We start from the raw sequence: 25,042 nt of genomic DNA on the forward strand, positions 1-25,042 counted from the left end.
GCCAGAACCATAAATCCTTGATTTTCATGACGAAACCGCTCCAAACATGCTCTTAACAAAAAACGAAACACCAATTATGAATTTGTCTACCACTCGCCAAACCCGGTCCAACTTCATCCGCCTGTTGTCAGGCCTGAGCCTGGAGGCCGTGAACCACATCCCGGAGGGTTTCAACAATAACCTGATCTGGAATTTCGGGCACATCATTGCCACACAGCAGTTGCTCACCTACAGCCTCTCCGGGCTGGAGCCTCAAATAAACGAAGATATCCTGGCCACTTTCCGCAAAGGGACCAAACCCGAGAAAGTGCACACCACCGCTGAACTGGAAGGACTGAAAAGGCTCGCCCTGACCACCCTTGAGCAGCTTGAGGCCGACCTGTCTGCGGGCTTGTTCAAAACTTTTGAGTCTTACCCTACCAGCTACGGAGTAGAACTGACCAATATTGAGGAAGCCATAGCTTTCAACGGACTGCACGAAGCCCTCCACCTGGGCTACGCTATGGCATTGAAGCGGGCACTCTAAGCTGCCGCTCCTGCCAGTAGGTATCATCTTGGAAGCGGAATGCGGTAGGTTGATAATTGCCCACCGTATCCACCTTTGCGGACTCCGGTACGGACTGTCCGGTCAGGTAGAAAGTGGCATTCACCAGCAGGCGGCGGAACTCCTCATCGAGCAAATCGGTAGAGGCGCCCATCGTACAGGCGAAGGCTTCCCCGGCTTGACCACCCGGTAGTTGATAAGGCTTCAGCCAGGCTACCGGCATCATCGGCTGATTGGGGTTGTAGAAATCCTCGCTTGCCGGATTGGTGGACGCGATCGCCCATTGGTCTTCCTGCATGCCGTACATCACATCTGATTCATCGTAACTCTTAGTATTATCCGTCACTTGCCCGTAGACCAGCGGGGTGGCGGTACTGTCCAGCTGTTGAGACAAGCCATACACATCAGTCGGGCCCCATATTTCACCCGACTGAATACCATTGAGCGCCGGGTGGGAAGCGGCTTCCCGTTTGATGATACCCCGGGTGCTTTGGTGCTTATGGTGCCCGTGGTGGCTATGCCAGTTGGTGCCCAACACGAGCTGCCCAAACCCACCGTGCCAGGCTTCCTTTTCTCCTTTGTAATAATTGCCCCAATGCTTCCAGGGGCTGAGCGTATCCCTGAAGTGAAAGGCGTGGGTAGCGGTCCGCAATCCGATAATTGGTTTACCCGCCTCCAGATAAGCTTTAAAATACGCCATTTGCTCGTCAGGCAACTCCCGGAACCGGGTGAAAAGGATCAGCAAATCGGCCTTCTCCAGTTGCTCCAAACCCGGAATATGGTAGACGTAGTTGGGGTTGATGATGCCGGGCTGCTCCGGGTGCTGTGCAAAGAGCACCGTGCAGTCAAAACCATGCTGCTTTGCAAGTATTTTTGCCAGCTGTGGCAGAGCTTCCTCCGAGCGGTACTCCTCGTCACCGCTGACCAGCACCACCCTGGGCGTTCTCGTTATTGCCGATGCCGGGCGGTAAGTCGCCCATAGAGGGGCTGGCCCTTCGGGAGTTTCCGGGCCTTGTTCTCCCGCACAGCTCCAGAATAGTAGCAGAGTGGAAAGGGTGAGCAATAAGTTTTTCATAGTCCTCTTTTATTTTGGATGTTCCCCCAGCAGCTCCGCCGGGCGGTAAAAGCCTTCCTTGTCAGCAACAGCAGCCCGCACTCTTTTGACTTCTGCCTGGGATATGGGCGGTGCGCTATTGCCAAAGGCATTGCGTACGTAAGATAGCACATCTGCGATTTCCTTATCGCTCAATAAACCCTCAAAAGCAGTCATGGGTACTTGTCCGGGATAGGCTTTGCCATTGACCTCAATCGGGCCGTGCAACCCCTTCAGTGTCAACTTGATCACGCGCTCCTTGCTGCCGGTTACCCATTCTGACCCGGACAGAGGCGGGAACCCGGAAGCGGCGAGCCCCTTCCCATCCGGCTGATGGCAGGTGATGCAGGAGCCTTCGCGTTCGTACACCTGTTGGCCGGGGCTAAGGGCAGCTTCCAACTCAGGCGCGGCTAAGGGCGTATCGGTGTAAAGGCGTTCGCGCAGGGTGGCGTACACCGGTTCCATCCACTCATCCACGGCTTCTTGTTCTGCGCGTTCCAGCACAGACCTGGCAACCGACGGCTCTAGCCAGGAGGCTGCCACTACTGCCTCCAAACGCACCCGCCCATGAGGGTCACCAGCTTTTTCCAATAGCCAGTCTGCCTGTTCCTCCACCTGATGCCCGGTATAGCGTAGTACCCGAACTGCTGCTGCCCGTACCCGGTAATCTTTGGCATGTAGCAGTTGCTGCAGCAGAGGCTGTTCCACCTGATTCAGCCCCCAACTGACCCAAAGCGCTTCCAGCAGGTGCTGTTCGTAGGCTTCGGACAAAGTATCGAGGTGGGCGGCCCATTCGCGCAAAGCGGGCAGGACATCCGCGGCACTTCTGCCCCGGAGCTCGCGGCGGGTACGGTAGCGGGCCCGGTACTCCGGCAGCTTCAGATTGTCCAGTAATGCCGGGATATCCACACCGGCTATTTTGGCGGGTTGAAGAAGGGGGCGGGCAAGGTAGGTCACCCGGTAAATGCGGCCGTGGGCGTGATCGCGCAGGGGGTCGCGGGCATTGTGCTGCATGTGCCCGATGAGACGGTTGTGCCAGTCCACGAGGTAGAGGGAGCCATCGGGAGCAAATTCCATGTCTACCGGACGGAAGTGAGGGTCAGCAGACTGCACGAGGTCGAACCGGTGCCGGCTGCTATACCCGGTGCCGGCTTCAATCATTTGGTGCTGCTTGGTGCCCAGAAAGCCAATGGTGTTGTTGATGAGCAAGTCGCCCTGCACTTCTTCGGGGAAATGTCGGCTCGATACAAATTCCAGTCCGGAAGTGGGCCGTACCCGGTGGGCATCCTCAATGATATTCGCCGCTTTGGGGTTGGCTTTTCCATACACCGGCGCGATCGTACCCGGCGACATCCACCGCACGTCCGGACCGGAGGTCTCGGCAAAGAAGGGCTGCCCCCAGTCATCGAAAGCAATGCCCCAGGGATTAGGAATGGACAACTGCGCCGTGCGCTCCAGGTGGTAGCGGGCCGGATGGTACCGGTAGAAGCCGCCGTTGGTGCCCCGGACGGTGCCATAGGGCGTTTCTACGTTGGTATGCAAAAAGACCCCTTCGCCCATAAAGATCGCTCCGGAAGGGTCCGCACAAAACGCACTGATGGCGTGATGCGTGTCATGATCGTCAAAGCCACTGAGCAGGATTTCCTTTTGGTCGGCCCGGTCATCTCCATCGGTATCCATCAGCAAAACCAGGCTGCTGCTCTGAGAAACATACACGCCTTCCGGCGCAATTTCAAATCCAATCGGCAGGTGCAGCCCATCCGCGAAGGTGGTCTGCCGGTCGGCTTTCCCGTCCCCATCGGTATCTTCCAGGATGAGGATTTTGTCGTTGGGGCGGGCATCGCCGGGCTTGTAGTGGGGGTAGGAAGGCATGACCGCCACCCATAGCCGCCCCTGATTGTCGAAGGACAGCTGTACGGGGTTGGCCAGGTCTTCAAATTCCTTTTCGGAGGCGAACAGCTCGACTTTGTAGCCGGGTGCGGGCGTCAGTGTGGCTTCAGCTTCGGCCCCGTACTGATAAGGTAGCAGGCCTTCCTGCGGCTTAAAGTTGGTTTCCACCAGCGGGAGATCAGGGGTGCGGGCATCGGCGGTTTTCAGGTCGTAGGGCTCACCCTGCAGCAGCTTCCAGATGACGGTATCCCTCACTACCGTCATGGCCTGGATTTTCCGGATTTCCGCCGGGTAGTTGTCCGGGCCGTAGGGCTCGTAGCGTCGGCCGTACACGTGCACGCTGTTGGGGATTTTATAGTCGTTGGCCCAAAACCAGTTTTTGTCCTGTACGGCTTCCAGTACTACATTAGGCTCGGCGCTATTTTTCGTGCTTCCTCCAAAAAGCTGATCGGTCAGGTAGGCCGCGACACGCCGGTACCCTGCGTCATTCAATTGCAGTCCATCAATAGTCAGGGGCTGCCCCCCGGCATACCATTTTTTAGAGGGCTCGAAGAGGTCGATAACCGGCACGCCTTCCGCTGCAGCAACCTCTTGTATGGCATTGCTGTACAAAGATAGCATGGCATTCATCCGGTGGCCTTTCGGCAAATCGGCTGTATCGGAAAGATCCTGAATCGCGGTGGGCGTCACCAAGATTAGTTGGGGAGGGTGGGTATTGTTATAAGCCTGCCCGAAGGTGTGGCGGATGAAGGCCCGGAGTTCTGCTTTGAAGACCGGCAGGCGGCCGGGGCCAAATTGTGCTGCATTGTGCCCCCAGAATGCCAGGATGATGTCGGCATCGAGGGTGTCAAGCCATGCATCGGGGTATGGGAAGTGCCCTTCGCTGCCGGAAGGATTGGACAGTTCTTCGTAGTAGGTCTCAGCCCCGGGGAATGCCCAGGGAGTGTGGCGGGCCGGATGGGGCCGGAAGCCCGGCATATCTCCGCCATCGCAGAGGTTGCGGACGAAGAGGAGGCTGTCGGGGTACCGCAGGTGAAAGGCGGTCTCGAGGTGGCCATAGTGCAGCATGCGTGCACAAATATTACTGCCGATAAGGGCGATGCGGCTGCCTTTTTGCACTTCTGCCAGGGGCTTCTGATCCGGACTACAGGTGCTCAGCATACCGCCCATGACCAAAAGCAGCATAACCGGGCGCACTAACCTGAAGGGTGAAATTGGTTTGAACATGAATGTGGTTTGATACGGCAAAAAAGCACTTAGAGCGTGTTGGGGTTTTACACTTCGGGCTGCTCTTGCCAAATTTTGTCCTGCTCTTCGTTGTTCTCCCGCCTGCCAAAGTCTTGTACGGTCTCCGGTGGTCAAAGCCCACAGGCGACGGGATACGGGCAGGTCGGTCACGTAGCGAAGGCTATGTGATTCAAGATTGGGCCCCTTTAATCCCATTCTTGAATGTATCACGCCTTGATCAGAATAAAATTTGGCTGCGTTCGCTCCAAAAGCAAAGTCCCAACACGCTCTTAGATACCGGAAGATGATTTCTAAAATTAGAAAGAAAAATGAGGATGCCAAACCCAAAAAAAAGAGCACCCTCCGTTGTCCGGAAAGGTGCCCTGATTTTTTTTAGCTGAAACTACGCTTAGTACGCCTTGGCAAACAGTACCCGCTGCCCGGAAGGCTTCCCAGTGAGCACACATTGACCTTCTTCCGCTTCATTATCAAGCGGGATACAGCGGATCGTAGCTTTAGTCAGCTCCTTGATCTTGAGCTCGGTTTCGGTAGTACCATCCCAGTGAGCGGAGACAAAACCACCGCCCCAGGACTCAATCTCTGAATTGCCGCTGCCCGAAACTGCTGCTTTGAAATCATCAAAGTTATCCACCTTAGTGATGTTGTCATCGCGGAACTTTTTAGCCCGATCGAAGAGGTTCTGCTGTATTTCCGTCAGCAGGTTTTCGATATAGGCCGCTGCCTCATCAATAGGCACAAAAGTTTTCTCTTTGGTATCGCGGCGGGCGATCTCCACCTGTCCTTTCTCCAGGTCACGTTTGCCGATACCGATACGCACCGGAATGCCTTTCATCTCGTGTTCCGCAAATTTAAAGCCCGGGCGGTTCTTCTCATCATCGTCAAACTTGACCCGGATGCCACGGCCACGCAGTGCTTTCATCACCGTATCCGCAGCTTCCCCAATCTCAGGGCCCGGCTTAGGTATAGGTACAATGACCACCTGTGTAGGCGCCAGCTTAGGCGGCAGCACCAGGCCGTCATCGTCGGAGTGGGTCATGATCAGTCCACCGACCAGCCGGGTAGATACGCCCCAGGAGGTCGCCCATACGTACTCCTGCTGATTTTCTTTATTGAGGAACTTCACATCAAAGGCTTTCGCAAAGTTCTGGCCCAGGAAGTGAGAGGTACCGGCTTGGAGGGCTTTGCCATCCTGCATCAGGGCTTCGATGGTGAAGGTCTCATCAGCTCCGGCGAAACGCTCGTTGGCCGTTTTGATGCCTTTGACGACCGGCATGGCCATGTATTCCTCAGCGAAGTCTGCATAGACCCGCTGCATCTGCAGCGCTTCTTCCATCGCTTCATCACGGGTAGCGTGAGCGGTATGGCCTTCCTGCCAAAGGAACTCTGTGGTGCGCAGGAACAGACGGGTACGCATTTCCCAACGTACCACATTCGCCCACTGATTGATGAGCAGGGGCAGGTCGCGGTAGGAGTTAATCCAGTCTTTATAGGTATCCCAGATGATGGTTTCGGAAGTAGGGCGCACGATCAGCTCCTCTTCCAGTTTGGCATCCGGGTCGACCACCACACCGTTGCCATTGGGGTCATTCATCAGGCGGTGGTGGGTGATAACCGCACACTCCTTCGCAAAGCCCTCTACGTGCTGTGCTTCCCTGCTCAGGAAGCTTTTGGGGATAAACAGCGGGAAGTAGGCATTCACGTGCCCGGTCTCTTTGAACATCCGGTCGAGCTGATCCCTCATATTCTCCCAAATTGCGTAGCCTGTAGGCTTAATGACCATACAGCCCTTCACTTTAGAGTTGTCTGCCAGCCCCGCCCGCTTTACAATATCGAGGTACCACTGAGAGTAGTTGTCTTTTCGCTGAGTTATTGCTTTAGCCATAAACTTGTCTTATTATCCGCTGTTTTAACAGTAATTAACCGTTGGTATGCCTTACTTTCGTTCCGCAAAAGCCCGTTTTAACAGTTGTTAATTCGCGCTCGGCCCTTATTTAACAAGGTGCAAACGCGGTTTTAAAGGGGCTTTAACTAAAAATTAGGCACAAAAGTAATAAATTACGTGTTGTAAGAATAAGAGCGCAACGGTAATTACATTAAAAACAATTTTTATGAAAAGCTACAAGATATCGCCTTTTTTGATCGCCCTGTTCCTAATCTGGGGTATGGGCGATATAGGCGCGCAGTACGATGATCTCTACTATAATCCGGATACGGATGGTGCCTACTATGATTATGGCAACAATAGCTATGACAATAGTACGGCCTCCAATTCAAACCGGGATGGTGAATACTACGATGATGAGTATTATGATTATGAATACTCTTCACGAATCCGGCGTTTCCATCGCCCGTATCACGGGTTTGGATTCTTCGACCCGGTATATGTAGACTACGCCTATTTCGATCCTTTCTTTAACCCTGCCACCACCCTGCTGATCTATGATTCGCCCTGGCGCTGGAACCGGTTCAATCGCTGGAACCGCTGGAACCGATTCGGACCGAGCATCAACATTGGTATTGGGTTTGGCAACACCTTTGGCTGGGGCAGTCCGTGGGGCTTCAACTCCTGGAATTCGCCATGGGGCTTCAACCGCTGGAACTCCCCCTGGGGATGGAACGACTGGGGCTTCAACAGCTGGAATAACCCTTATGCATGGGGCGGTGGTGGCTTTGGTTTCTGCCCACCTACCTGGGGTAATGGATTTGCCTACAATACGGTCAATAACGTTACCATCAACAACAATAATGATGGCAGGGGTAGCTACTATGGCCCTCGTACCAATGGTTCGGTTAACCGGCCAAGTCAGGCCCGCCGGGACATCGGATTGCAGCAGGATGGCCGCACGCCGACTACCGCAACACCGAAAGATGTAACGGTAAGCCGGGCGGGGGCATCTCCCCGCACTGCGGAAACAACTCCCGACCGCCGGAGCGACCAGAATCCTAACGCAGCGCAGGTAAGCCGCACCTATGAGCGCCCACGCACCTACGACCGGTCCCCTACGACTACCGTAACGCCGGAGCGTTCGAGAGCCGTAACCAGCCGGAGCGATGCACCACGGACTTCTACCCGTAACCGTACGGCAACGCCGCGCGACTACAATGCGCCGCGCAGCACTGGCACTTACGATCGTAGTGGCAGTACGCCTCGCAGCTACGACCGTGGCTCAGGTAATAGCCGCAACTCGCGGACCTATTCCACACCACGCAGCAATAGCAGCAGCCGGAGCAACCGTACTTATACACCTCGCTCCGACCGCAGCAACTCCTCACGGAGCTATACGCCGCGCAGCAATTCCAGCTCACGCAGCAGCCGCAGTTACTCGCCAAGCAACAACCGGAGCTCACGCTCTTACACGCCGCGCAGTAACAGCAGCTCACCGAGCAGAAGCTATTCTTCTCCAAGCAGAAGCAGTAGCCGGAGTTATTCTTCGCCGAGCCGTAGCAGCAGTAGCAGCCGCAGCTACTCCTCCCCAAGCCGCAGCAGTAGTAGCAGCCGCAGCAGCGGAAGTAGTAGCCGGTCCTCCAGCTCAAGCCGAAGCCGTGGCAACTAGCCTGGACTGAACAACTTCGTTTAACGAGTGAGAGAGAAGGGGTGGAGCATACCGATTGACAAGGTCCCACCCCTTTTCTTATGCACCGCACTTACCCCTTTCTCATCTTGTTGACTATAAAAAACAATCCAATGAAGAATACCATCGCTTTTGCAGCCCTTATTTTCTGCTTTAGCGGAGCGATATGGGCACAAAATTTTTCGGACGCGCTGCGCCTTTCCAACTTTCAGGTAGGCGGTACCGCCCGCTCCATCGGAGCAGGCAGTGCGATGGGCGCTATGGGGTCCGACTTCTCCGTCATGAGCACCAATCCCGCCGGGCTGGCGTGGTACCGGGGGTCTGAGTTTGTCATCTCTCCGGGCGTCTTTAACGCCAGCACGACCTCCACTCTGCTCAATGACGATAATGGAGTCGGCATTGAAGAAAACCGTACGAACTTCAACCTGAATACCTTCGGTGTGGTGTTTGCCAATACCAATACCAGCCGCGACTGGCGGGCGACCAACTTCGCGATCGGCGTCAACCGGCTGGCCAATTTCCATCAGGATTTCTACTACGAGGGAGAATCGCCGGGCTCTATTGTAAACCGGTTTCAGGAGCAGGCCAACAGTGAGGTGGGCTTTAATGACTTTGAATCCGGGCTGGCCTTTGATGTAGGCGCCTTATACCAAATCGGAAACGACGATTTTTATTCTTCCGATTTTGATAACGCACAAAATGCCGATGTCTTCAAACGGCAGGATGTGTTTACCAGTGGCGCTATTAACGAGTTTGTCTTGTCCTTTGCCGGCAACTACAAAGAGCGGCTCATGATCGGTGGTACGATTGGCGTGCCCATCATCCGTTACGAAGTAGACAAGGAGTACCGCGAAGAAGACCGGGGTATGGGAGAAGAAGGAAATATCCCTTTCTTCAACGCACTGACTTATAATGAAAATCTATCCACCAGCGGTACGGGCATTAATCTGAAACTAGGCGCGATTTACCGGGCCAATCAAATGGTCCGCCTTGGTTTGGCGGTACATTCCCCAACCTTTATGCGGTTGGATGATGTCTACACGGCCAGTATGGGCTACAACTATACCGATCAGGAGGGAGAATTCAACTTCACGTCCGAATCACCGGATGGCAGTTTTGAGTACCGTTTACAAACGCCCTGGCGCTTCATCGGCAGTGCCGGTTTCATCATCAACAACGGTACGCTCAAGCCCGCCGATGGCAACCGGGAGCTGATGGTGAGGGTCCCTCGGGGCGGTTTCCTCTCTGCCGAAATTGAGTACCTGAACTACGGAGAGAACCAATTCCGCTACGATGGCTTTGGTGATGCCGAACGCGCAGTAAATACCATTATTGCCGACGAACTGACGAGCGCCTGGAATCTGCGCCTGGGCGGTGAGTACGCCTATGACCAATTCCGGGTACGGGCCGGCTACACCCTGCAGCAATCGCCATTACAGGGTGATGATACGACCAACAGCATCATCAGCGCAGGTGTGGGGCTGCACAAGAAGACCTTCTTCCTCGATATGGCCTATCGCCGTCAGATGAATGAAGCTTTGTATACGCCTTACCTTACCTTTGATGCGCCCGAGCAACTGGTGGAACAGCAGTCCAATCTGGGACAGATTGTATTTACCCTTGGCTTTCGGTGGTTTTAGACTCTGCAGGGAATTCGCTTTTCGAGCGAATGTGGTCAAATTTCATTCTGAACGAGGCGCGATGAAGGAGCATCTGTACGGAAGTGACCGAAGAGTAACGAAGTGCAGGATAAAATTTGGCAAATGCAGCCCAAAGGGTGAATTCCCAACATAGTCTCAACAACTAACCCCGCATCGGGGTGTTTGTAAGGAGTAACCAAAAAATACGATACAGGAGCTGCACACGCAGCTCCTGTTTGCTGATATGGACTCACTTACACAAATCACCCTGGGCGCTGCCGTAGGCGAGGTAGTACTTGGCAAGAAAGTCGGTAACCGGGCCATGCTCTGGGGCGCCATTGGGGGTACCGTACCTGACCTTGATGTATTCGCCAATATGGTCACCGATGAGATCAGTGCGCTGGCTTTCCACCGGGCGATCACGCATTCCTTTGCCTTTGCCGCACTGGCGCCCATTGTGTTGGGTGGGCTGGTCTACCATATTTACAAACAGCAGCGTATTGGGCAGGCGCTGGGGCTGTCCACCGCCCTTATCTTTCTGATGATTGCCCTCGGCTCCGTGACGATGCCCGCCCCGCCCCTGGAGATTCTTAAAGTGGCTGGTGCGATTACAGCGGCCATTCTTTTCTTTCCCCTGTTCAGCTGGGCTGTGCAGGCCATCCGGGGCACTACGGACCACCCCTGGGCGGCGACCTGGCGCGACTGGAGCTGGTTGTTCTTCTGGGCAATTTTTACCCATCCGCTGCTTGATGCCTGTACCACCTACGGTACGCAGCTCTTCCGGCCGTTCTGGGACTACCGGGTGGCGTTCAATAATATTTCAGTAGCGGACCCGGCTTATACTTTGCCCTTTCTGCTACTCCTGCTGGCTGCCTTTATTGCGGGCAGAAAACGGCAGGCGCTGCGCACCCGTCTCAATACCGCCGGCCTGGTCGTAAGCAGTCTGTACCTTGCCTTCACCTTTGCCAACAAATGGCACATCAACCAGACTTTCGAAGCTTCACTCCAACGGGAAGACATCCCCTACGAGCGCTACATGACTGCCCCGACCATTCTCAACAACCTGCTCTGGCAGGGCATTGCCGAGGGAGACACCGCTTACTACCACAGCATGTACTCTATCCTGGATGAGGAGGCCGTTTTTGAAGACTTCACCGTCATTCCCAAACGGCATGAATTATTGGACCCCGCTGAAGGCAGCCGTGATTTAGAAGTCCTGCAATGGTTTTCGGATGGCTATTACTGCGTATTCGAGCGGGGCGATACAGCCCTGCAGTACAACGACCTGCGCTTTGGCTCTCTGAATCAGTCTTTCGATGAACCTTCCGACTTTGTCTTCCACTTCATTCTGGAGCAGGATGAGGATGGGGAATGGCACGCCCGTCAGGGCAGGGAGCAGCCCCGGGATATGGACAAAGCGTTCAGTAAGCTGTGGAACCGGATGATGGGGCGGAAGTAGGAAGCGCTTTTGTGGCAGGGCATAAAAAGCCGGACTGGAAATGAACAGGCTTTTGTATTTTCAGAGAGAAAGAAAATAGAAATTGCCGAATCCCTTATTTCAAGTTATTTGAAGTATGTTCAAGGGTGCAGAGTTGTCAAACCAATTGGCCCTTAAAATGTGAGCATTGAAGATAATGCATGCATCAGTGCCGAAATGGACTTGATCACGGGTGATAAGACAACCACTGAGATCCCATGCAGTATTTGAGGGCGTGTTTGACCAACAAGATCTAGTTGATGAAAAACAAGAAAAATGGATTAGCCAAATTCATATTGGGCATTGCAATAATTGGATTAATAACAACTGGTCTTTTGACGCTGTATGTACTAGCCCTGGGTGCTTCCTGGAACCATTAAAAGAACAAAAATGAAATACCGAAAGGCTTCCAAAATTTTCTGCGGTGCTGTAATATGTTTGCTGTGCCATCCCGTTTTTGCCCAAAATCTCAAGCAGGAAAAGATGGAACAACTCAGCTTCCTGGTCGGAGAATGGGTGGGCACCTCAAAAATCTATGAAAATGGGGTGGTAACCAGGCAGTGCGCGGCCTACGAAAAGATTTCCTACGACCTTAACAAAAGCATTTTGGTCGTTGAGCTGAACACTGAGTTTTTGCAACTCCGTACGATCATTACTTACCATGAAGAGGATCAAAAATATTATTACCACCGCTTTTCAAGGGATGGGGCTGCTGTTTATCCCGCGGAATTTAAAGAGGGACAACTCATCGTATGGCGAGACGAGAAGACGCGGTTCTTTTTCGGTGGAACACCCGAGGGAGGCTTTGTTGAATATGGAGAAAAGCTGATCAATGGAGCGTGGATAAAAACCTTTGAAGATACTTTTATCAATACCCAGTAAGGTAGAGGAAGCGCCTATCTTTACCAGATACCATGTTAGCAAGCAATCGAGGGCTGGCGCTTTGCTCATCCATACTTCAACAAATACAAGGCGTGGCTCCGAAGAGCAAAAAAGAAATTTATGAATAGAGCACTTTTCTGTTATTTGCTATTACTGCTCAGTTTTTCATGTGGATCCGAAAAGAAGGCCCTACCTGCTGACCCCAATAGCAAAGCAACTCCATTCGACTACACGGCATTTCAATTAGAGCTTGTTGGAATTTTGCTTTTGGAACGAACGTAGCCAAATTTTGTTCTGATCGAGGCGTGATGAGGGAGCATAGCCTTAGCTAAGTGACTGAAGAGCAACGAAGAGCAGGACGAAATTTGGCAAGAGCAGCCCAAAGGGTGAAATCCCAACAAGCTCTAAGCAAAACGATAACACCAGCATTATGGTGCCCGCTACTTAATCCGTATCTGCGAGGCGGCATTGATAAACAACGTATTCCCGATCTCCTCGTACCCCTTGAAAAGCTCAGCGCCCTGATGCCGGACCGGGCCGTCGCGGAAGCCAATGATGGTCAGATCAGCATCTTTAGATTTCTCATTGATGATGACTTTGGGGTCAATATCCGGTTTGCGTGGAATGACCTCTATGTTGTGCTTGGAAATCGGCAGTTGCCCGGCTTCAATCAGGGACGATAAGCGTTCCCGCTCTTCTTCGACGTTATCTTCCGGATAGAGGGCAAAGATTTTGATGTGGCCGCGGCTCCACTCCTGATGGCCCAGAATGATATAACCCAGCAGAATCATCAGATTGGCGTTTTCGTAGTCATTAGAGGTAATCCAGATGTGAATGCCCTGCTTAAGGCCGTAGCCCCGCTCCGTGCTGCCCAGAATCACCAGGTCAAAATCAACTGACTTGATCAGCTTGAAGTTGTCGACAATATCCTCAAGGTTGTTGGGTTGCAATTTGCTGAACTCGACCAGCAACAGGTTGTTTTCCGTGCCCGAGATCCCCGGCAGCTGAATCACCTGCGCCACAGCCGAGGTGTAGGAAGGGCTGGTCAGGGTATCAATGTAGATATTGCTATCGCTCGCCTCGGCCATTTTAATCAGGCGCACCTTGGCCGTGCTGGCCTCCTGATAAGTACTGCGGGACAGGTAGCCATTGATTTTGTGGATGTATGTACCGAAGCCATACCGCTGGGCAATCCACCGGAGCATGTCAAAAGCAGCCAGGCGGTCGAAGGAGTGCTCGGAAATACACACTGCGGAAGGGCGCCAGCTCCCGGTCTGCTCTTTGTCTGCTTTCTGCAAAAACACCTGCAATTGCCGGCTAATCTGGAAGATCACGCCCTGGAAGATAATCGCGATGTTTTTCTTGTCCGGGTTAAAGCGGCTGACCAACAGGTACATACCGACCATAAACAACAGGGCCATAATGGCGTAGCCTGCATTCATAAAGAACATCAGCCCGAAACAGGCAATCGCGCCAAACAAAGAAATGTACCAGCGCGAGCGGAAAGTGGGCCGGTAGGAAGGGTCGGCAGCGAAATGCTGCAGAAAGGAAATCAGGCACAGGGAGCCGTAGGTCACCATAAAAAACATGGAGATAATTTCTGCTACCGCATCCAGTCCGCCCATCATGATGAAGACAAAAGCCACCACCACGGTCACCACCGTGGCATTGAAAGGCTCATCGTTCTTCCCTCTGCCCCTCGACAGCCAGAAGTTGACCAGCTTTGAAGGGATCAACTGATCCCGGGCAATAGCTTGCAACGTCCTTGGAGCCACCAGAATAGAGCCAATGGCTGAAGAGATCGTGGCGGCAGCCAGCCCCACCGGCACCAGCCACCACCCTTGCCAGGCGATATCTCCCATGACCAGCCGGCTGGTATCCGCCAGGTCCTCCGGGCTGGCAGAAACAGCCAGTTTATAAGCGATGAAGACATAGACCACCATGCCCGTCAGGGTACCGGCCAGTGTACCGAGCGGTATGGACCGCCCGGGGTTTTGCAAATCACCGGAAAGGCCTACACCCGCTGTCATCCCTGTGAAGGCGGGGAAAATAATGGCGAAAACGGAGAAGAAACTCAGGACCACAATAGGAGAAGTCGTATTTTCCTGTGGCAACGGCCCGGAAGGCGCCTGCCGCAACTCCGGTACATTAGGGCTGGGGGCCACGGGGTTCGCGGGGGTATCCAACTCAAGGGGCAGAGTGGCAGAATCGATAGCCGGCTGTACCGGCCCGGCTACGGGCTCCTGATAGGACTGAATATTGGCAAACGGGTCAAGTGGCGTAGTTTCTGCATACTCCGTCTGCCCCACAAAGAAGGCGATCAGCGCAATGCCCAGGGTAGCAACGACAAAATACAGCATTTTGACGCCCAGGTCGGCCCCCTTGGAAAGCACCACAATGGTCAGCCCTATCAACGCCGGAATACTGACCGTTTGCTTCTTATCCAGCAGCCACTCCACCGCAGGCGAAAAGTGGTAGGTCTCTTTGAGGTATTCGATCAGGGGCGTGAAAGCTTCTGCGAAGGCAATGATGTAGAACGCCACACTAATGCCCTGAGAAAAATACAGGGCGATCCCGATAGAGGACCCAATGACCAGGCCAAAGGACCGGGAAATGATGTAGTATTCTCCCCCACCTTCTACCTTTTGATTGGTCGCAATTTCTGCGATGGCCATAGCGGTTGGGATCGTCACCGCATGCCCGATGAGGATAATAGCGATCGTACCCAGGAGCCCGACCTGACCTACAGCGAAGCCAAAACGAAGGAACATCACTGCGCCCAGGATCGTAGAGATAGCGGTAAAAAAAACAGGTGCTGTGCCAAACTTACGGGCAATTGTGCTCATTGGGTGTGTACTTTGCTGGTCAATATACTCCTTGTCCGGAAGTTTGCCAAGTTTGTTTCCTGCTGTAGACGCTTGTTCGGGCTCTCGTCAAACAAAAGGCCTTATATTTGCCGCATGCAGCAGCCCAGCTTTTTCCAGTTTGAGACCCCTGCCCCGCGCCGCCTTGGCTACCTGGGCATGATCGGGCTTTTGGTCCTTGCGGGCGTATTCTACCGGGAGCGGGCGTGGATGTTGGATATTGCCTTCCAGACTTTTTTGATGATCAATGACGGAACGGTTCAAGTGATGGTCAACCGTTTTGGTTCTGCCCTGGTTCAATTGCTGCCCCTGAGCGCCATCAAACTGGGAGCGCCTGTGGAAGTTATTTCGCTGCTGTACTCCGTCTCTTTCCCGCTCTTGTTCCTGATGTTTTATACCGTGACGGTGCGGGTGCTCCGCAATGATTTCCTGGGCTGGGCTATCGTGCTCTTGTACACGCTGATCGTGTATGACGCCTTCTACTGGGCTACCTCCGAGCAACAACAGGGGCTTGGGGCGGTGCTCGTCTTTTTTGCCTACTGGCTGCGCTACCCCAGGCAGGAAAAGCCGTGGATGTGGGCACTGAGCGCCTTTTCAGTCGTAGCACTGGCCTACTACCACCCCCTGATTTTCATCTCTTTTTATTTCCTGTGGGCCTACTTCGGGCTGCACTTTCGTGCAAAAATACAAGGATGGGCCTACTGGGCACTGGCAGGTTTCATGGCGATCGTGCAAGGGGCAAAGTCGTGGCTTTCAGCCAATTGGTACGACAACGCCAAGTACAGCTCCTTCTCCGACAACCTGTGGAAGTACTTCCCCAACTACTTTGACCTGCCCGCTCATGGCAAATTCCTCAGTAATGCGCTGACCATCTGGTACGGCTTTCCGCTATTGCTCCTCGCCCTTACCCTCTTTTACGTCTACCGCCGGCACTGGCTGAAGCTGGGCCTCGTCTGGCTGACGTGCTTTGGCTACCTCATGCTGCTGCATATTGGTTCGCCCGAATCAGAACACCGGTTCTACGTGGAAGTCAACTACATGGCGCTGAGTATTTTCGTTGGGGTCCCCTTCCTTTTCGAAATGGCCCCATTGATGAAAAAACAGCAACGGGCTTACCTGTTGGCCGGGCTGCTCGCGTTCCGCCTCGTAGCTATCGCGCTCCACCACAAGCCCTTCGAGGCGCGCTGGCGGTGGGTGGAGCAAGCCATAGCCACACCTGAAACCGGCAACCGGTTTTACCTCACTGAACGTGAAGCCCCCATGGACACCCTGCTGATGTCGTGGGGCGTGCCTTACGAGAGCCTGCTCATTTCCAATGCCCAAACGAACGGGCAGCAGGTACGGACCCTTCTGGTGCACCCCGATTTGAAACCCTTCGAAAAAGAACTCAAACAGGACTCCGTATTTATTACCCCCTTTAAAACTTACCCCGCAGAGGCGCTGAACCCTGACTACTTCCCCATCGGTGATGGCCTTTATAAAAGTTTACCAGCCGACAAATAGTTACAAAATGCCCCAACAGTCATGGTGGAAGACTGTTTCTCCAACCGTTTGCTTGTAACAAAAACCGGGTTACGGCATTAGATCAAGTAATAAAGCCCCAACACGCTCTTATTAATCGCTCGTCGCTTAACATCACACAAAACAGCTAAGTATGAAGCAAGTATTTTTACCCTTTTTTGCCCTGCTACTCCTCTCCCTGAGCGTGCAGGCACAGCGCAACTGCGGTGCCACCGAACACCTGGAATGGCAGCAACAGCAATATCCGAAATACGAAGAGAACAGGCAGCAGATTGAAAAACATACCGCCAAAATGCTGGCGCAGCCCGCTCTGCGCTCGGTAAACGGGACGATCACGATACCAATAGTAGTGCACGTAGTCTACAATACCAACAGTGAGAACATCAGCATGGCGCAAATCCAAAGCCAGATTGATGTGCTCAATGAAGACTTCCGCCGGCTCAATGGAGATGCTGCACAAACACCAAATGATTTCCAGGGCGTCGCCGCCGATTCAGAAATTGAGTTTTGCCTGGCTACGGTAGACCCGCAGGGCAATCCAACGGACGGCGTAACCCGAACCCAAACTTCTAACAACTCTTTTGGCACCAACAATACCGTCAAGTTCTCCTCCAGCGGTGGAAAAAATGCCTGGCCAGCCAGTGATTACATGAACGTCTGGGTATGCGATATCAGTGGTGGCATTCTGGGGTACGCACAGTTCCCTGGTGGGCCGGCCAGCACCGATGGCATCGTGGTGGACTACCTCTACTTCGGCACCATCGGTACTGCGACCCCACCCTTTGACCTCGGCCGTACTGCTACCCACGAGGTTGGGCACTACCTCAACCTGCGGCACATTTGGGGCGATGGCAACTGTAATGTGGATGATCAGGTAGGGGACACGCCAAGAGCCGGCGGCCCTAATTATACCGGTGGCTCCTGCTCTTTCCCCGGTCCCAACAGCTGTAACGAAGGGTCTGGCGACCTGCCCGATATGTTCCAAAACTACATGGACTACTCCGATGACGGGTGCATGAACCTCTTTACACTGGGGCAAAAAGCCCGCATGCGGGCGCTCTTTGAGCCCGGTGGGTTTCGCACCAGCCTCCTCAACTCTACAGCCTGCGGCCCGGCCACTCCACCAACCTGTGACGACGACATCCAAAACGGGGACGAAGAGGGCATAGACTGCGGCGGCTCCTTCTGCAACGCCTGCCCCTGTAATAATCCTGCCCTGACCCTCTCAATCACCCTGGACAACTACCCGGAAGAGACTAGCTGGGCAATCACCGATAACCTGGGCGCCACTATTGCTTCCGGCGGCCCTTACAGCAATCAGCCCGATGGCGCCACCCTCACTGAAAACATCAACCTGAGCACAGGCAACTTCACATTCACTATCAACGACTCCTACGGCGACGGCATCTGCTGCTCCTATGGCAATGGTTCTTACACCCTGACGGATGGGAACGGGGCGGTAATCGCTTCAGGCGGTGCCTTCTCCAGCTCAGAAAGTACCTCCTTTTGTACAGACCCGCCTGCACCCACTTGCGAGGATGGCCTCCAAAACGGTGCGGAAACCGGCGTAGACTGCGGTGGCCCCGATTGTGCGCCCTGCTCCAGCTGTAGTGACGGCATCCAAAACGGAGCCGAAACTGGCGTGGACTGTGGCGGACCCGATTGTACACCCTGCATTCTGAGCTGTGATGACCCTGCTAACCTTGCCGTTTCTAATGTCACGACAACCAGCGCCACCCTCTCCTGGTCTGCGGTGCCGAATGCAATCAGCTATCGTATCCGCTATATGCCAGACGGGGGCAGCCTGATTACCGTAGACGTACCCTCGAATATCCACACGCTCACGGGACTGTTACCAGCTACCAACCATCAATGGCAGGTACGTACGCAATGCAGCAATGGTAATTCCCGCTACATCACAGGGCTTCCTTTCACTACACAGTCCCCGGTATGCCCCGATAGCGACGGTGATGGGATCTGCGATGCCGACGACCAATGCCCTGGTTTTGATGACAACCTCATTGGTACCGCCTGTGATGATGGAGATAACTGTACCGAAAATGACACCTATGGTAGTGATTGCAACTGTGCCGGCACACTCATCGACGATAACAACAATAACATTTGCGATCTGGACGAAGCAGGCTGTACCGCACCGGTTGACCTCCAAGCCAATAACCTGACAAGCAGCAGCGCCCTGCTCAGCTGGAGCCCGGTATCGGCAGCCAGTGGCTATGAGTTGCAGTACCTGGAGCAAGGCGCTCCCTTCAGCGAGCTGCTGAGCTTGAACGTTACCGGCAATACCCGGCTGGTCAGTGGCTTAAGCGCCGGAACCTCCTATCTCTGGCGGGTACAGGCTTTGTGCAGTAACGAGGCGTCCCCCTGGTCTGAAACCGAGTCCTTCACCACGACCTCAGGCGCTTGTCCGGATGATGACAACGATGGCGTATGCAATGCTGATGATCAGTGCCCGGGCTTCGATGACAATCTGATTGGAGCGAGCTGCAATGACGGGGACGAATGCACGGAGAATGACACCTACGGCGCGGACTGCAACTGCACCGGCACCTTGATTGACACCAACAACAATATGATCTGCGACCTGGATGAAGGCTGCACAGATCCCGTTAACCTCAATGCGGTAGCCCTCTCCAATACCGCCGCTCAGTTCTCCTGGAATGTGGTTGCCGGAGCGAATGCTTACCGGCTGCAGTACCGTCCGGCAGGAAGCAACCCGGTCTCTATCGACATTGGGAACAACAGCTACACCGCAAGTAACCTGCCCACCGCATCAACGGTACAGTGGCGGGTACGTGCCCTGTGCGAAGGTGAAAACTCCAATTTTATTGTCGGCCCCACGGTCATCCTCAGTGACCCGACCCGCAATAGGTTTACTGAGACAGGGTTTGAACTTTTCCCCAACCCCACTTCGGGCAGCTTTACGCTATCCCTGCAAGGATGGGGCGACCGCACAGGCAACATCGTAGTGCGCAGTGCGGTAGGCCGGGTGCTTTACCAAACAGTGACCACTGCACCTGAGCTGACCATTGACCTGGATGCGCTGAATATCCCGGCGGCGGTACTTTTTGTAACTGTACAACAGGAAGGGCTGGCACCGGTTACGAAGCGGCTGGTGTACAAAAGACCCTAGCCAAATAGGCGGAGCTTGCTCCGGAACCAAATCAATACTGGTTCCGTTTTTATTAGAAAGTGAACTAATCTATGAGCAAGCTCCGCCACTTTTTCGAACGCATGGGCTGGCGAACGCCCAATACAACCAAGCCGGCGGAGGCAGAGCAAGAGGATGCGCCAAAGCCCTTTGGGCAAGAGCTTAAAGCAGAGCTCCGCAAACGCCTTGTCGGGTATTCGGCCACCTTCATCTTCTGGGCGATAGGCCTGATCATCTTCTTCATGGGTGGTTACATCGTTTATGACCGTATTCAGGATGCGAAAGACCGCAAACGCAACTTCCATGAAGTTTGCATTGATGGGTTTGTACTCGACACGTACGAAGGTACAGGTGTGGAAGGCGCAACCGTTTTTATCGAAGGGGACCCTAAATGGAAGCACATTTCTAACACAAGCGGGTATTTCCGAATTTGCATCACGATTCCCAAAGCACAAACCACCGTCAACCTGACGATCGAAAAGGAGGATTATGTGCGGCAGTACTTCAATCAGGTCGCTGTCCCCGACAATGAGCACACCCGCGGGAACATTCAGCATTTTAACCTCACAAGTGTTAAAAATGTCCCATCCACACCAATTCCAAACTGAAATTGCGTTTGAATCTTGATATTATGCCTGGTTTCCAGTATATTATGACCTTGCACCTAAAAACCATACGCTAAACTGAATATCCCAATGACTTCGAAACACTCCCTCCTCACGGTTACGGTATTGCTGGTGGCAGCCTGGATTATCTTCTCCGCGCTCAACCCGGGCGAAACTTCTTACGTCATCAATGGTAAATTCGAAGGCATCTATGGTAATCCGGCCGGTGCTCAGGTGTACATCACACAGAAGCGTGAGCTGATTTCGGATTTTGATAAAAACCCCAATCACCATTCCTGTATTTTGGGATTGGGAGGTGTACTGAACACTGAATTCAGAGGCGTACCTAACCGGGAGACCTATGTTTATGTTTTGAAGCAGGGGTTTGTCCCCGCCCGCTATTCCTTCATACTCGGTGATCCTCTTGAGGATCAGGAAATGGGAGAGGTAGCACTCGTGAGTTATCCGGTCGATCGGCAGGTAGACGAAGTAACAGCGCTCAAAGTACCCTGTAGTGGCCAACTAGCAGACAACCCCAAGCTTACAGAGGTCCAATATCTGGAGAATTTCCGTCCGGTCAAGGATTTTCATTGTGCCGACAACAGCCACACCATCGTTTTTGAAGGCAGGCTTATACAATCCGGGCAGCTTGTGCATCAGGCAGACTTCTCCATCATCTATCCGCCTTATCAGCAAATGGGCGTACTGTACGCACGTCCCGGCGATGGCAGGTAGCGCCTTACCTATCCGATAGTAATAAGCGGATTTCCACACGGCGGTTTTTGGCTCTGCCGGTTGCTGTGCTGTTTTCTGCTACCGGCTCTAATGCACCTTTCCCTACTCATTCCACCCGATTGACTGGCAAACCAAGGCTAAGCAGATAATCAGCTACTGACTACCGGCCTTTACATTCCAAGGCAGCCTAACCTCAAGCAGGTCAAAAACCAAGAATACTGTACCCTCCAATAGGACAGCCCCCGTAAATTCCTTACTTTTGTGGCTTCAAAAAATACAACGCATGTACCGTACTCATACCTGCGGGGAGCTCCGCATCACACATGTCGGCCAGGAAATCACTCTAAGCGGGTGGGCACAAACTGTGCGCGACAAAGGCTATATGGTTTTCATTGACCTGCGCGACCGCTACGGCGTCACGCAGCTGCTCTTCAATGAAGATATTTCTTCCCCTGAATTGCTGGCCAAAGCCCGGGAAGTAGGCCGCGAATTTGTGCTGCAAGCCAAAGGTAAAGTGGCCGAGCGGACCTCCAAAAACGATAAAATCCCAACCGGTGAAGTGGAAATCGAAGTCACCGAGCTGAGCATCCTGAATGCTTCCAAGGTCCCTCCCTTTACCATTGAGGCTGAAAGCGACGGGGGCGATGACCTGCGCATGAAGTACCGTTATCTGGACCTGCGCCGTGGGCCGGTACAGGAAAATATCATGTTCCGCAGCCGCCTGGGCATTGAAACGCGCAAGCACCTGGCAGACGAAGGCTTCCTCGAAATCGAGACCCCTTTTCTCATCAAGAGCACACCCGAAGGGGCACGCGACTTTGTCGTACCTTCCCGTATGAACCCCGGGCAGTTTTACGCCCTGCCGCAGAGCCCACAGACCTTTAAGCAAATCCTGATGGTCTCCGGCTTTGACAAGTACTTCCAGATTGTGAAGTGCTTCCGGGACGAAGACCTGCGCGCCGACCGGCAGCCGGAGTTCACACAGATTGACTGCGAGATGGCGTTTGTGACGCAGGAGCAGGTCCTTAATACCTTTGAAAGCCTGACCCACCATCTTTTCAAAGCTCTGAAGGGCATTGAACTGCCTGAATTCCCACGCATGTCTTACGACGAAGCCCTGCGCCGTTTCGGTTCGGATAAGCCTGACCTGCGCTTTGGCATGGAATTCACAGAACTGAATGACGTTGCGCAGAACCAAGGTTTTGTGGTATTTGACAGTGCCGAGCTTGTGGTAGGCATCGTCGCAGAAGGTTGCGCCGGATACTCCCGCAAGCAAGTGGACGAGCTCACCAAATGGGTACAGCGCCCACAGATTGGGGCAAAGGGCTTGGTTTACGTAAAATACAACGAAGACGGTACCTTCAAGTCTTCTGTCGATAAGTTTTTCTCAGCGGAAGCCCTCAAAGCCTGGGCAGACAAAACGGGCGCCAAACCGGGCGACCTGATGCTGGTCATGGCTGGAGAGACCGACAAAACCCGCAAGCAGCTCAATGAGCTTCGCCTGGAAATGGGCCGTAGACTAGGCCTGATGAAGGAAGGCGACTTCAAGCCCCTATGGGTGGTCGACTTCCCGCTGCTCGAATGGGACGAAGAGACCGAGCGCTTTTACGCCATGCACCACCCGTTCACTTCTCCAAAGAAGGATGACATCGCCCGGATGCTGGACGGTGACCACGAGACGATGAAATCCCTGCGCGCCGATGCCTATGACTTGGTGATCAACGGTTCGGAGATCGGTGGAGGCTCTATTCGTATCCACGACCGCAAGCTGCAAGAGCGCAACTTCAAGCTGCTCGGCTTTACGCCCGAAGAAGCAGAAGCTCAGTTTGGCTTCCTGATGGGCGCCTTTGAGTACGGTGCGCCTCCGCACGGTGGCATTGCCTTCGGCTTCGACCGCCTCTGTGCGGTGATGAACGGGCAGAGCTCCATCCGCGATTTCATCGCTTTCCCGAAAAACAACATGGGCCGCGATATGATGATTGATGCCCCGGCACCGGTCCATCAGGAGCAGCTCGATGAGTTGTACCTGGCACAAAAGCAAATTGAAGCGTAGAATAAGATAAAACCAAATTATAACTATGGATACCAAATTCCTCCAAGAACTTGGACTGCATACTGAAAACGCCGGTACCAGCACCGGACAAAAAGCCATGGACTCCGGCCAGTACATCGAGTCCTACTCCCCGGTAGACGGCAAGCTCATCGGCAAGGTGAGCCAAACGACCCGCGACGAGTACGAGCAAGTGATTACGACGGCTCAGAAAGCCTTCAAAACCTGGCGCACAATGCCTGCTCCTGCCCGGGGCGAAATTGTACGGCAGTATGGCCTGAAACTGCGCGAGCATAAGGCAGCACTCGGCCGCCTCGTTTCCTACGAAATGGGCAAAAGCCTGCAGGAAGGCTGGGGTGAAGTACAGGAGATGATTGACATCTGCGACTTTGCCGTGGGGCAGTCCCGTCAGCTGTATGGCCTGACGATGCACTCGGAGCGCCCGAGCCACCGCATGTACGAGCAGTACCACCCGCTGGGCATTGTAGGCATTATTTCTGCCTTCAACTTCCCGGTAGCTGTTTGGTCCTGGAATTCCATGCTCGCACTGATTTGTGGCGATGTGACCGTATGGAAAGCTTCTGAGAAGTCGCCGCTCTGCTCAGTGGCCTGCCAAAACCTGCTGCGTGACGTCCTGAAAGAAAACAACGTACCGGAAGGCGTCAGTTGTATCATCAACGGTGATTATAAGGTAGGCGAACTGATGACCAAAGACCACCGCGTGCCCCTGATTTCTGCAACCGGTAGTACCCGAATGGGCAAAATCGTGGCTGCTGAAGTAGCTGGCCGCCTGGGTAAGACTATTCTGGAACTGGGTGGCAACAACGCCATCATCGTAACGCCAAGCGCCGACACCAACGTCGTACTTACGGGTGCCCTCTTTGGTGCGGTAGGCACGGCCGGGCAGCGTTGTACTTCCACCCGCCGCCTGATTGTGCACGAAAGCCTCTTCGGTGAGGTGAAGGAAAAGATGACTAAGGCTTATGGCCAGCTGCGCATCGGCAATCCGCTGGATGAACACAACCACGTGGGCCCACTTATCGATAAAGATGCCGTTCAGAACTACCTCAATGCCATTGAGTCTGTTCAGAAAGAAGGAGGCAAACTACTCGTTAAAGGCGGCGTACTCGAAGGAGCCGGCTACGAGAGCGGCTGCTATGTGAAGCCTTGCATCGTGGAAGCGGAGCACGATTATAAAACTGTGCATACGGAGACTTTCGCGCCTATCCTCTACCTCATCAAGTATAAGGATATGGACGAGGCGATTGCCTACCACAACGAAGTGCCACAGGGATTGTCTTCTGCCATTATGACCAACGACCTGCGGGAAGCAGAGCGTTTCCTCTCCCATGCGGGCTCTGACTGTGGTATTGCCAACGTCAATATCGGTACAAGCGGTGCGGAAATTGGCGGCGCTTTCGGTGGTGAGAAAGAAACCGGCGGCGGCCGTGAAAGTGGCTCAGACGCCTGGAAAGCCTACATGCGCCGTCAGACCAATACCATCAACTACAGCACGGAGGTGCCGTTGGCGCAGGGTATTAAGTTTGACCTGGATTAAGAGCGTGTTGGGACTTTAGTAATCGGCCTGCAAACTACACTTTTTTGCTTATACTTCGTCCCGAAAATCCTTCCCGCAAACTGCGGGACAGGCTATTTAGCTAAGGCTAAACTCCAGTTTTCGTGCCTCGTCTAACCAAAAAATTGTTAGTTTTCGACTAGAAGACAAAAGTCCCAACACGCTCTAAAAACGAA

The 25,042-nt window shown here is 53.7% G+C and carries 15 protein-coding genes; 11 read left to right on the top strand and 4 right to left on the bottom strand.

Features of this window, described 5'->3' with window-relative positions:
• Window positions 1–46 precede the first annotated feature (46 nt).
• Entirely contained in the window at window positions 47–526 is a 480-nt protein-coding gene (locus RIC19_RS16355) for a DinB family protein (RefSeq protein ID WP_350179417.1), read from the top strand.
• Here RIC19_RS16355 and RIC19_RS16360 read toward each other — a convergent pair.
• The 3 genes from RIC19_RS16360 to proS all read right to left on the bottom strand — a co-directional run bounded on the left by RIC19_RS16360 (window position 501) and on the right by proS (window position 6,657).
• Window positions 501–1,619 (bottom strand): ThuA domain-containing protein, encoded by a 1,119-nt coding sequence (locus RIC19_RS16360; protein ID WP_350179418.1) that lies wholly within the window; start codon window positions 1,617–1,619, stop codon window positions 501–503. The two genes, RIC19_RS16355 and RIC19_RS16360, sit on opposite strands and share 26 nt — an antisense overlap.
• A gap of 9 nt (window positions 1,620–1,628) precedes the next feature.
• Complete coding sequence (locus RIC19_RS16365) at window positions 1,629–4,754, bottom strand: PVC-type heme-binding CxxCH protein (RefSeq protein ID WP_502930844.1); 3,126 nt, start codon at window positions 4,752–4,754, stop codon at window positions 1,629–1,631.
• 409 nt (window positions 4,755–5,163) lie between these two features.
• Window positions 5,164–6,657: a proline--tRNA ligase gene (gene proS, locus RIC19_RS16370; RefSeq protein WP_350179419.1), complete on the bottom strand. Its 1,494-nt coding sequence runs from the start codon at window positions 6,655–6,657 to the stop codon at window positions 5,164–5,166.
• A 226-nt stretch (window positions 6,658–6,883) separates the two neighbouring features.
• Between proS and RIC19_RS16375 the strand changes: the two genes are divergently transcribed.
• From RIC19_RS16375 to RIC19_RS16390, 4 genes are all read left to right on the top strand, one after another.
• Window positions 6,884–8,329 carry a hypothetical protein gene (locus RIC19_RS16375; RefSeq protein ID WP_350179420.1) on the top strand — a complete coding sequence of 482 codons (1,446 nt, stop codon included), beginning with the start codon at window positions 6,884–6,886 and terminating at the stop codon, window positions 8,327–8,329.
• A gap of 131 nt (window positions 8,330–8,460) precedes the next feature.
• Window positions 8,461–9,987: an OmpP1/FadL family transporter gene (locus RIC19_RS16380; RefSeq protein ID WP_350179421.1), complete on the top strand. Its 1,527-nt coding sequence runs from the start codon at window positions 8,461–8,463 to the stop codon at window positions 9,985–9,987.
• A gap of 244 nt (window positions 9,988–10,231) precedes the next feature.
• Window positions 10,232–11,446, top strand: coding sequence for a metal-dependent hydrolase (locus RIC19_RS16385; RefSeq protein ID WP_350179422.1), 1,215 nt, complete (start codon window positions 10,232–10,234; stop codon window positions 11,444–11,446).
• 408 nt (window positions 11,447–11,854) lie between these two features.
• A complete protein-coding gene (locus tag RIC19_RS16390) occupies window positions 11,855–12,346 on the top strand; it encodes a hypothetical protein (protein ID WP_350179423.1) in 492 nt (163 codons plus the stop codon).
• A gap of 440 nt (window positions 12,347–12,786) precedes the next feature.
• On the opposite strand, the gene RIC19_RS16395 is transcribed toward RIC19_RS16390, so the two are convergent.
• A complete protein-coding gene (locus tag RIC19_RS16395) occupies window positions 12,787–15,192 on the bottom strand; it encodes an APC family permease (RefSeq protein WP_350179424.1) in 2,406 nt (801 codons plus the stop codon).
• A gap of 114 nt (window positions 15,193–15,306) precedes the next feature.
• Here RIC19_RS16395 and RIC19_RS16400 point away from each other — a divergent pair, with 114 nt between their 5' ends.
• From RIC19_RS16400 to amaB, 6 genes are all read left to right on the top strand, one after another.
• Window positions 15,307–16,713: a hypothetical protein gene (locus RIC19_RS16400; RefSeq protein ID WP_350179425.1), complete on the top strand. Its 1,407-nt coding sequence runs from the start codon at window positions 15,307–15,309 to the stop codon at window positions 16,711–16,713.
• A gap of 151 nt (window positions 16,714–16,864) precedes the next feature.
• Window positions 16,865–19,882: a fibronectin type III domain-containing protein gene (locus tag RIC19_RS16405; protein WP_350179426.1), complete on the top strand. Its 3,018-nt coding sequence runs from the start codon at window positions 16,865–16,867 to the stop codon at window positions 19,880–19,882.
• A gap of 71 nt (window positions 19,883–19,953) precedes the next feature.
• Window positions 19,954–20,508, top strand: a complete 555-nt coding sequence (locus RIC19_RS16410) for a hypothetical protein (protein WP_350179427.1) — start codon at window positions 19,954–19,956, stop codon at window positions 20,506–20,508.
• 87 nt (window positions 20,509–20,595) lie between these two features.
• Window positions 20,596–21,240: a hypothetical protein gene (locus tag RIC19_RS16415; RefSeq protein ID WP_350179428.1), complete on the top strand. Its 645-nt coding sequence runs from the start codon at window positions 20,596–20,598 to the stop codon at window positions 21,238–21,240.
• Window positions 21,241–21,523: 283 nt separating this feature from the next.
• Window positions 21,524–23,293, top strand: coding sequence for an aspartate--tRNA ligase (gene aspS / locus RIC19_RS16420; RefSeq protein WP_350179429.1), 1,770 nt, complete (start codon window positions 21,524–21,526; stop codon window positions 23,291–23,293).
• Window positions 23,294–23,318: 25 nt separating this feature from the next.
• Window positions 23,319–24,848 (top strand): L-piperidine-6-carboxylate dehydrogenase, encoded by a 1,530-nt coding sequence (amaB, locus tag RIC19_RS16425; RefSeq protein ID WP_350179430.1) that lies wholly within the window; start codon window positions 23,319–23,321, stop codon window positions 24,846–24,848.
• Window positions 24,849–25,042 lie beyond the last annotated feature (194 nt).

Source organism: Phaeodactylibacter sp. (assembly GCF_040219495.1).
Lineage (GTDB): Bacteria > Bacteroidota > Bacteroidia > Chitinophagales > Saprospiraceae > Phaeodactylibacter.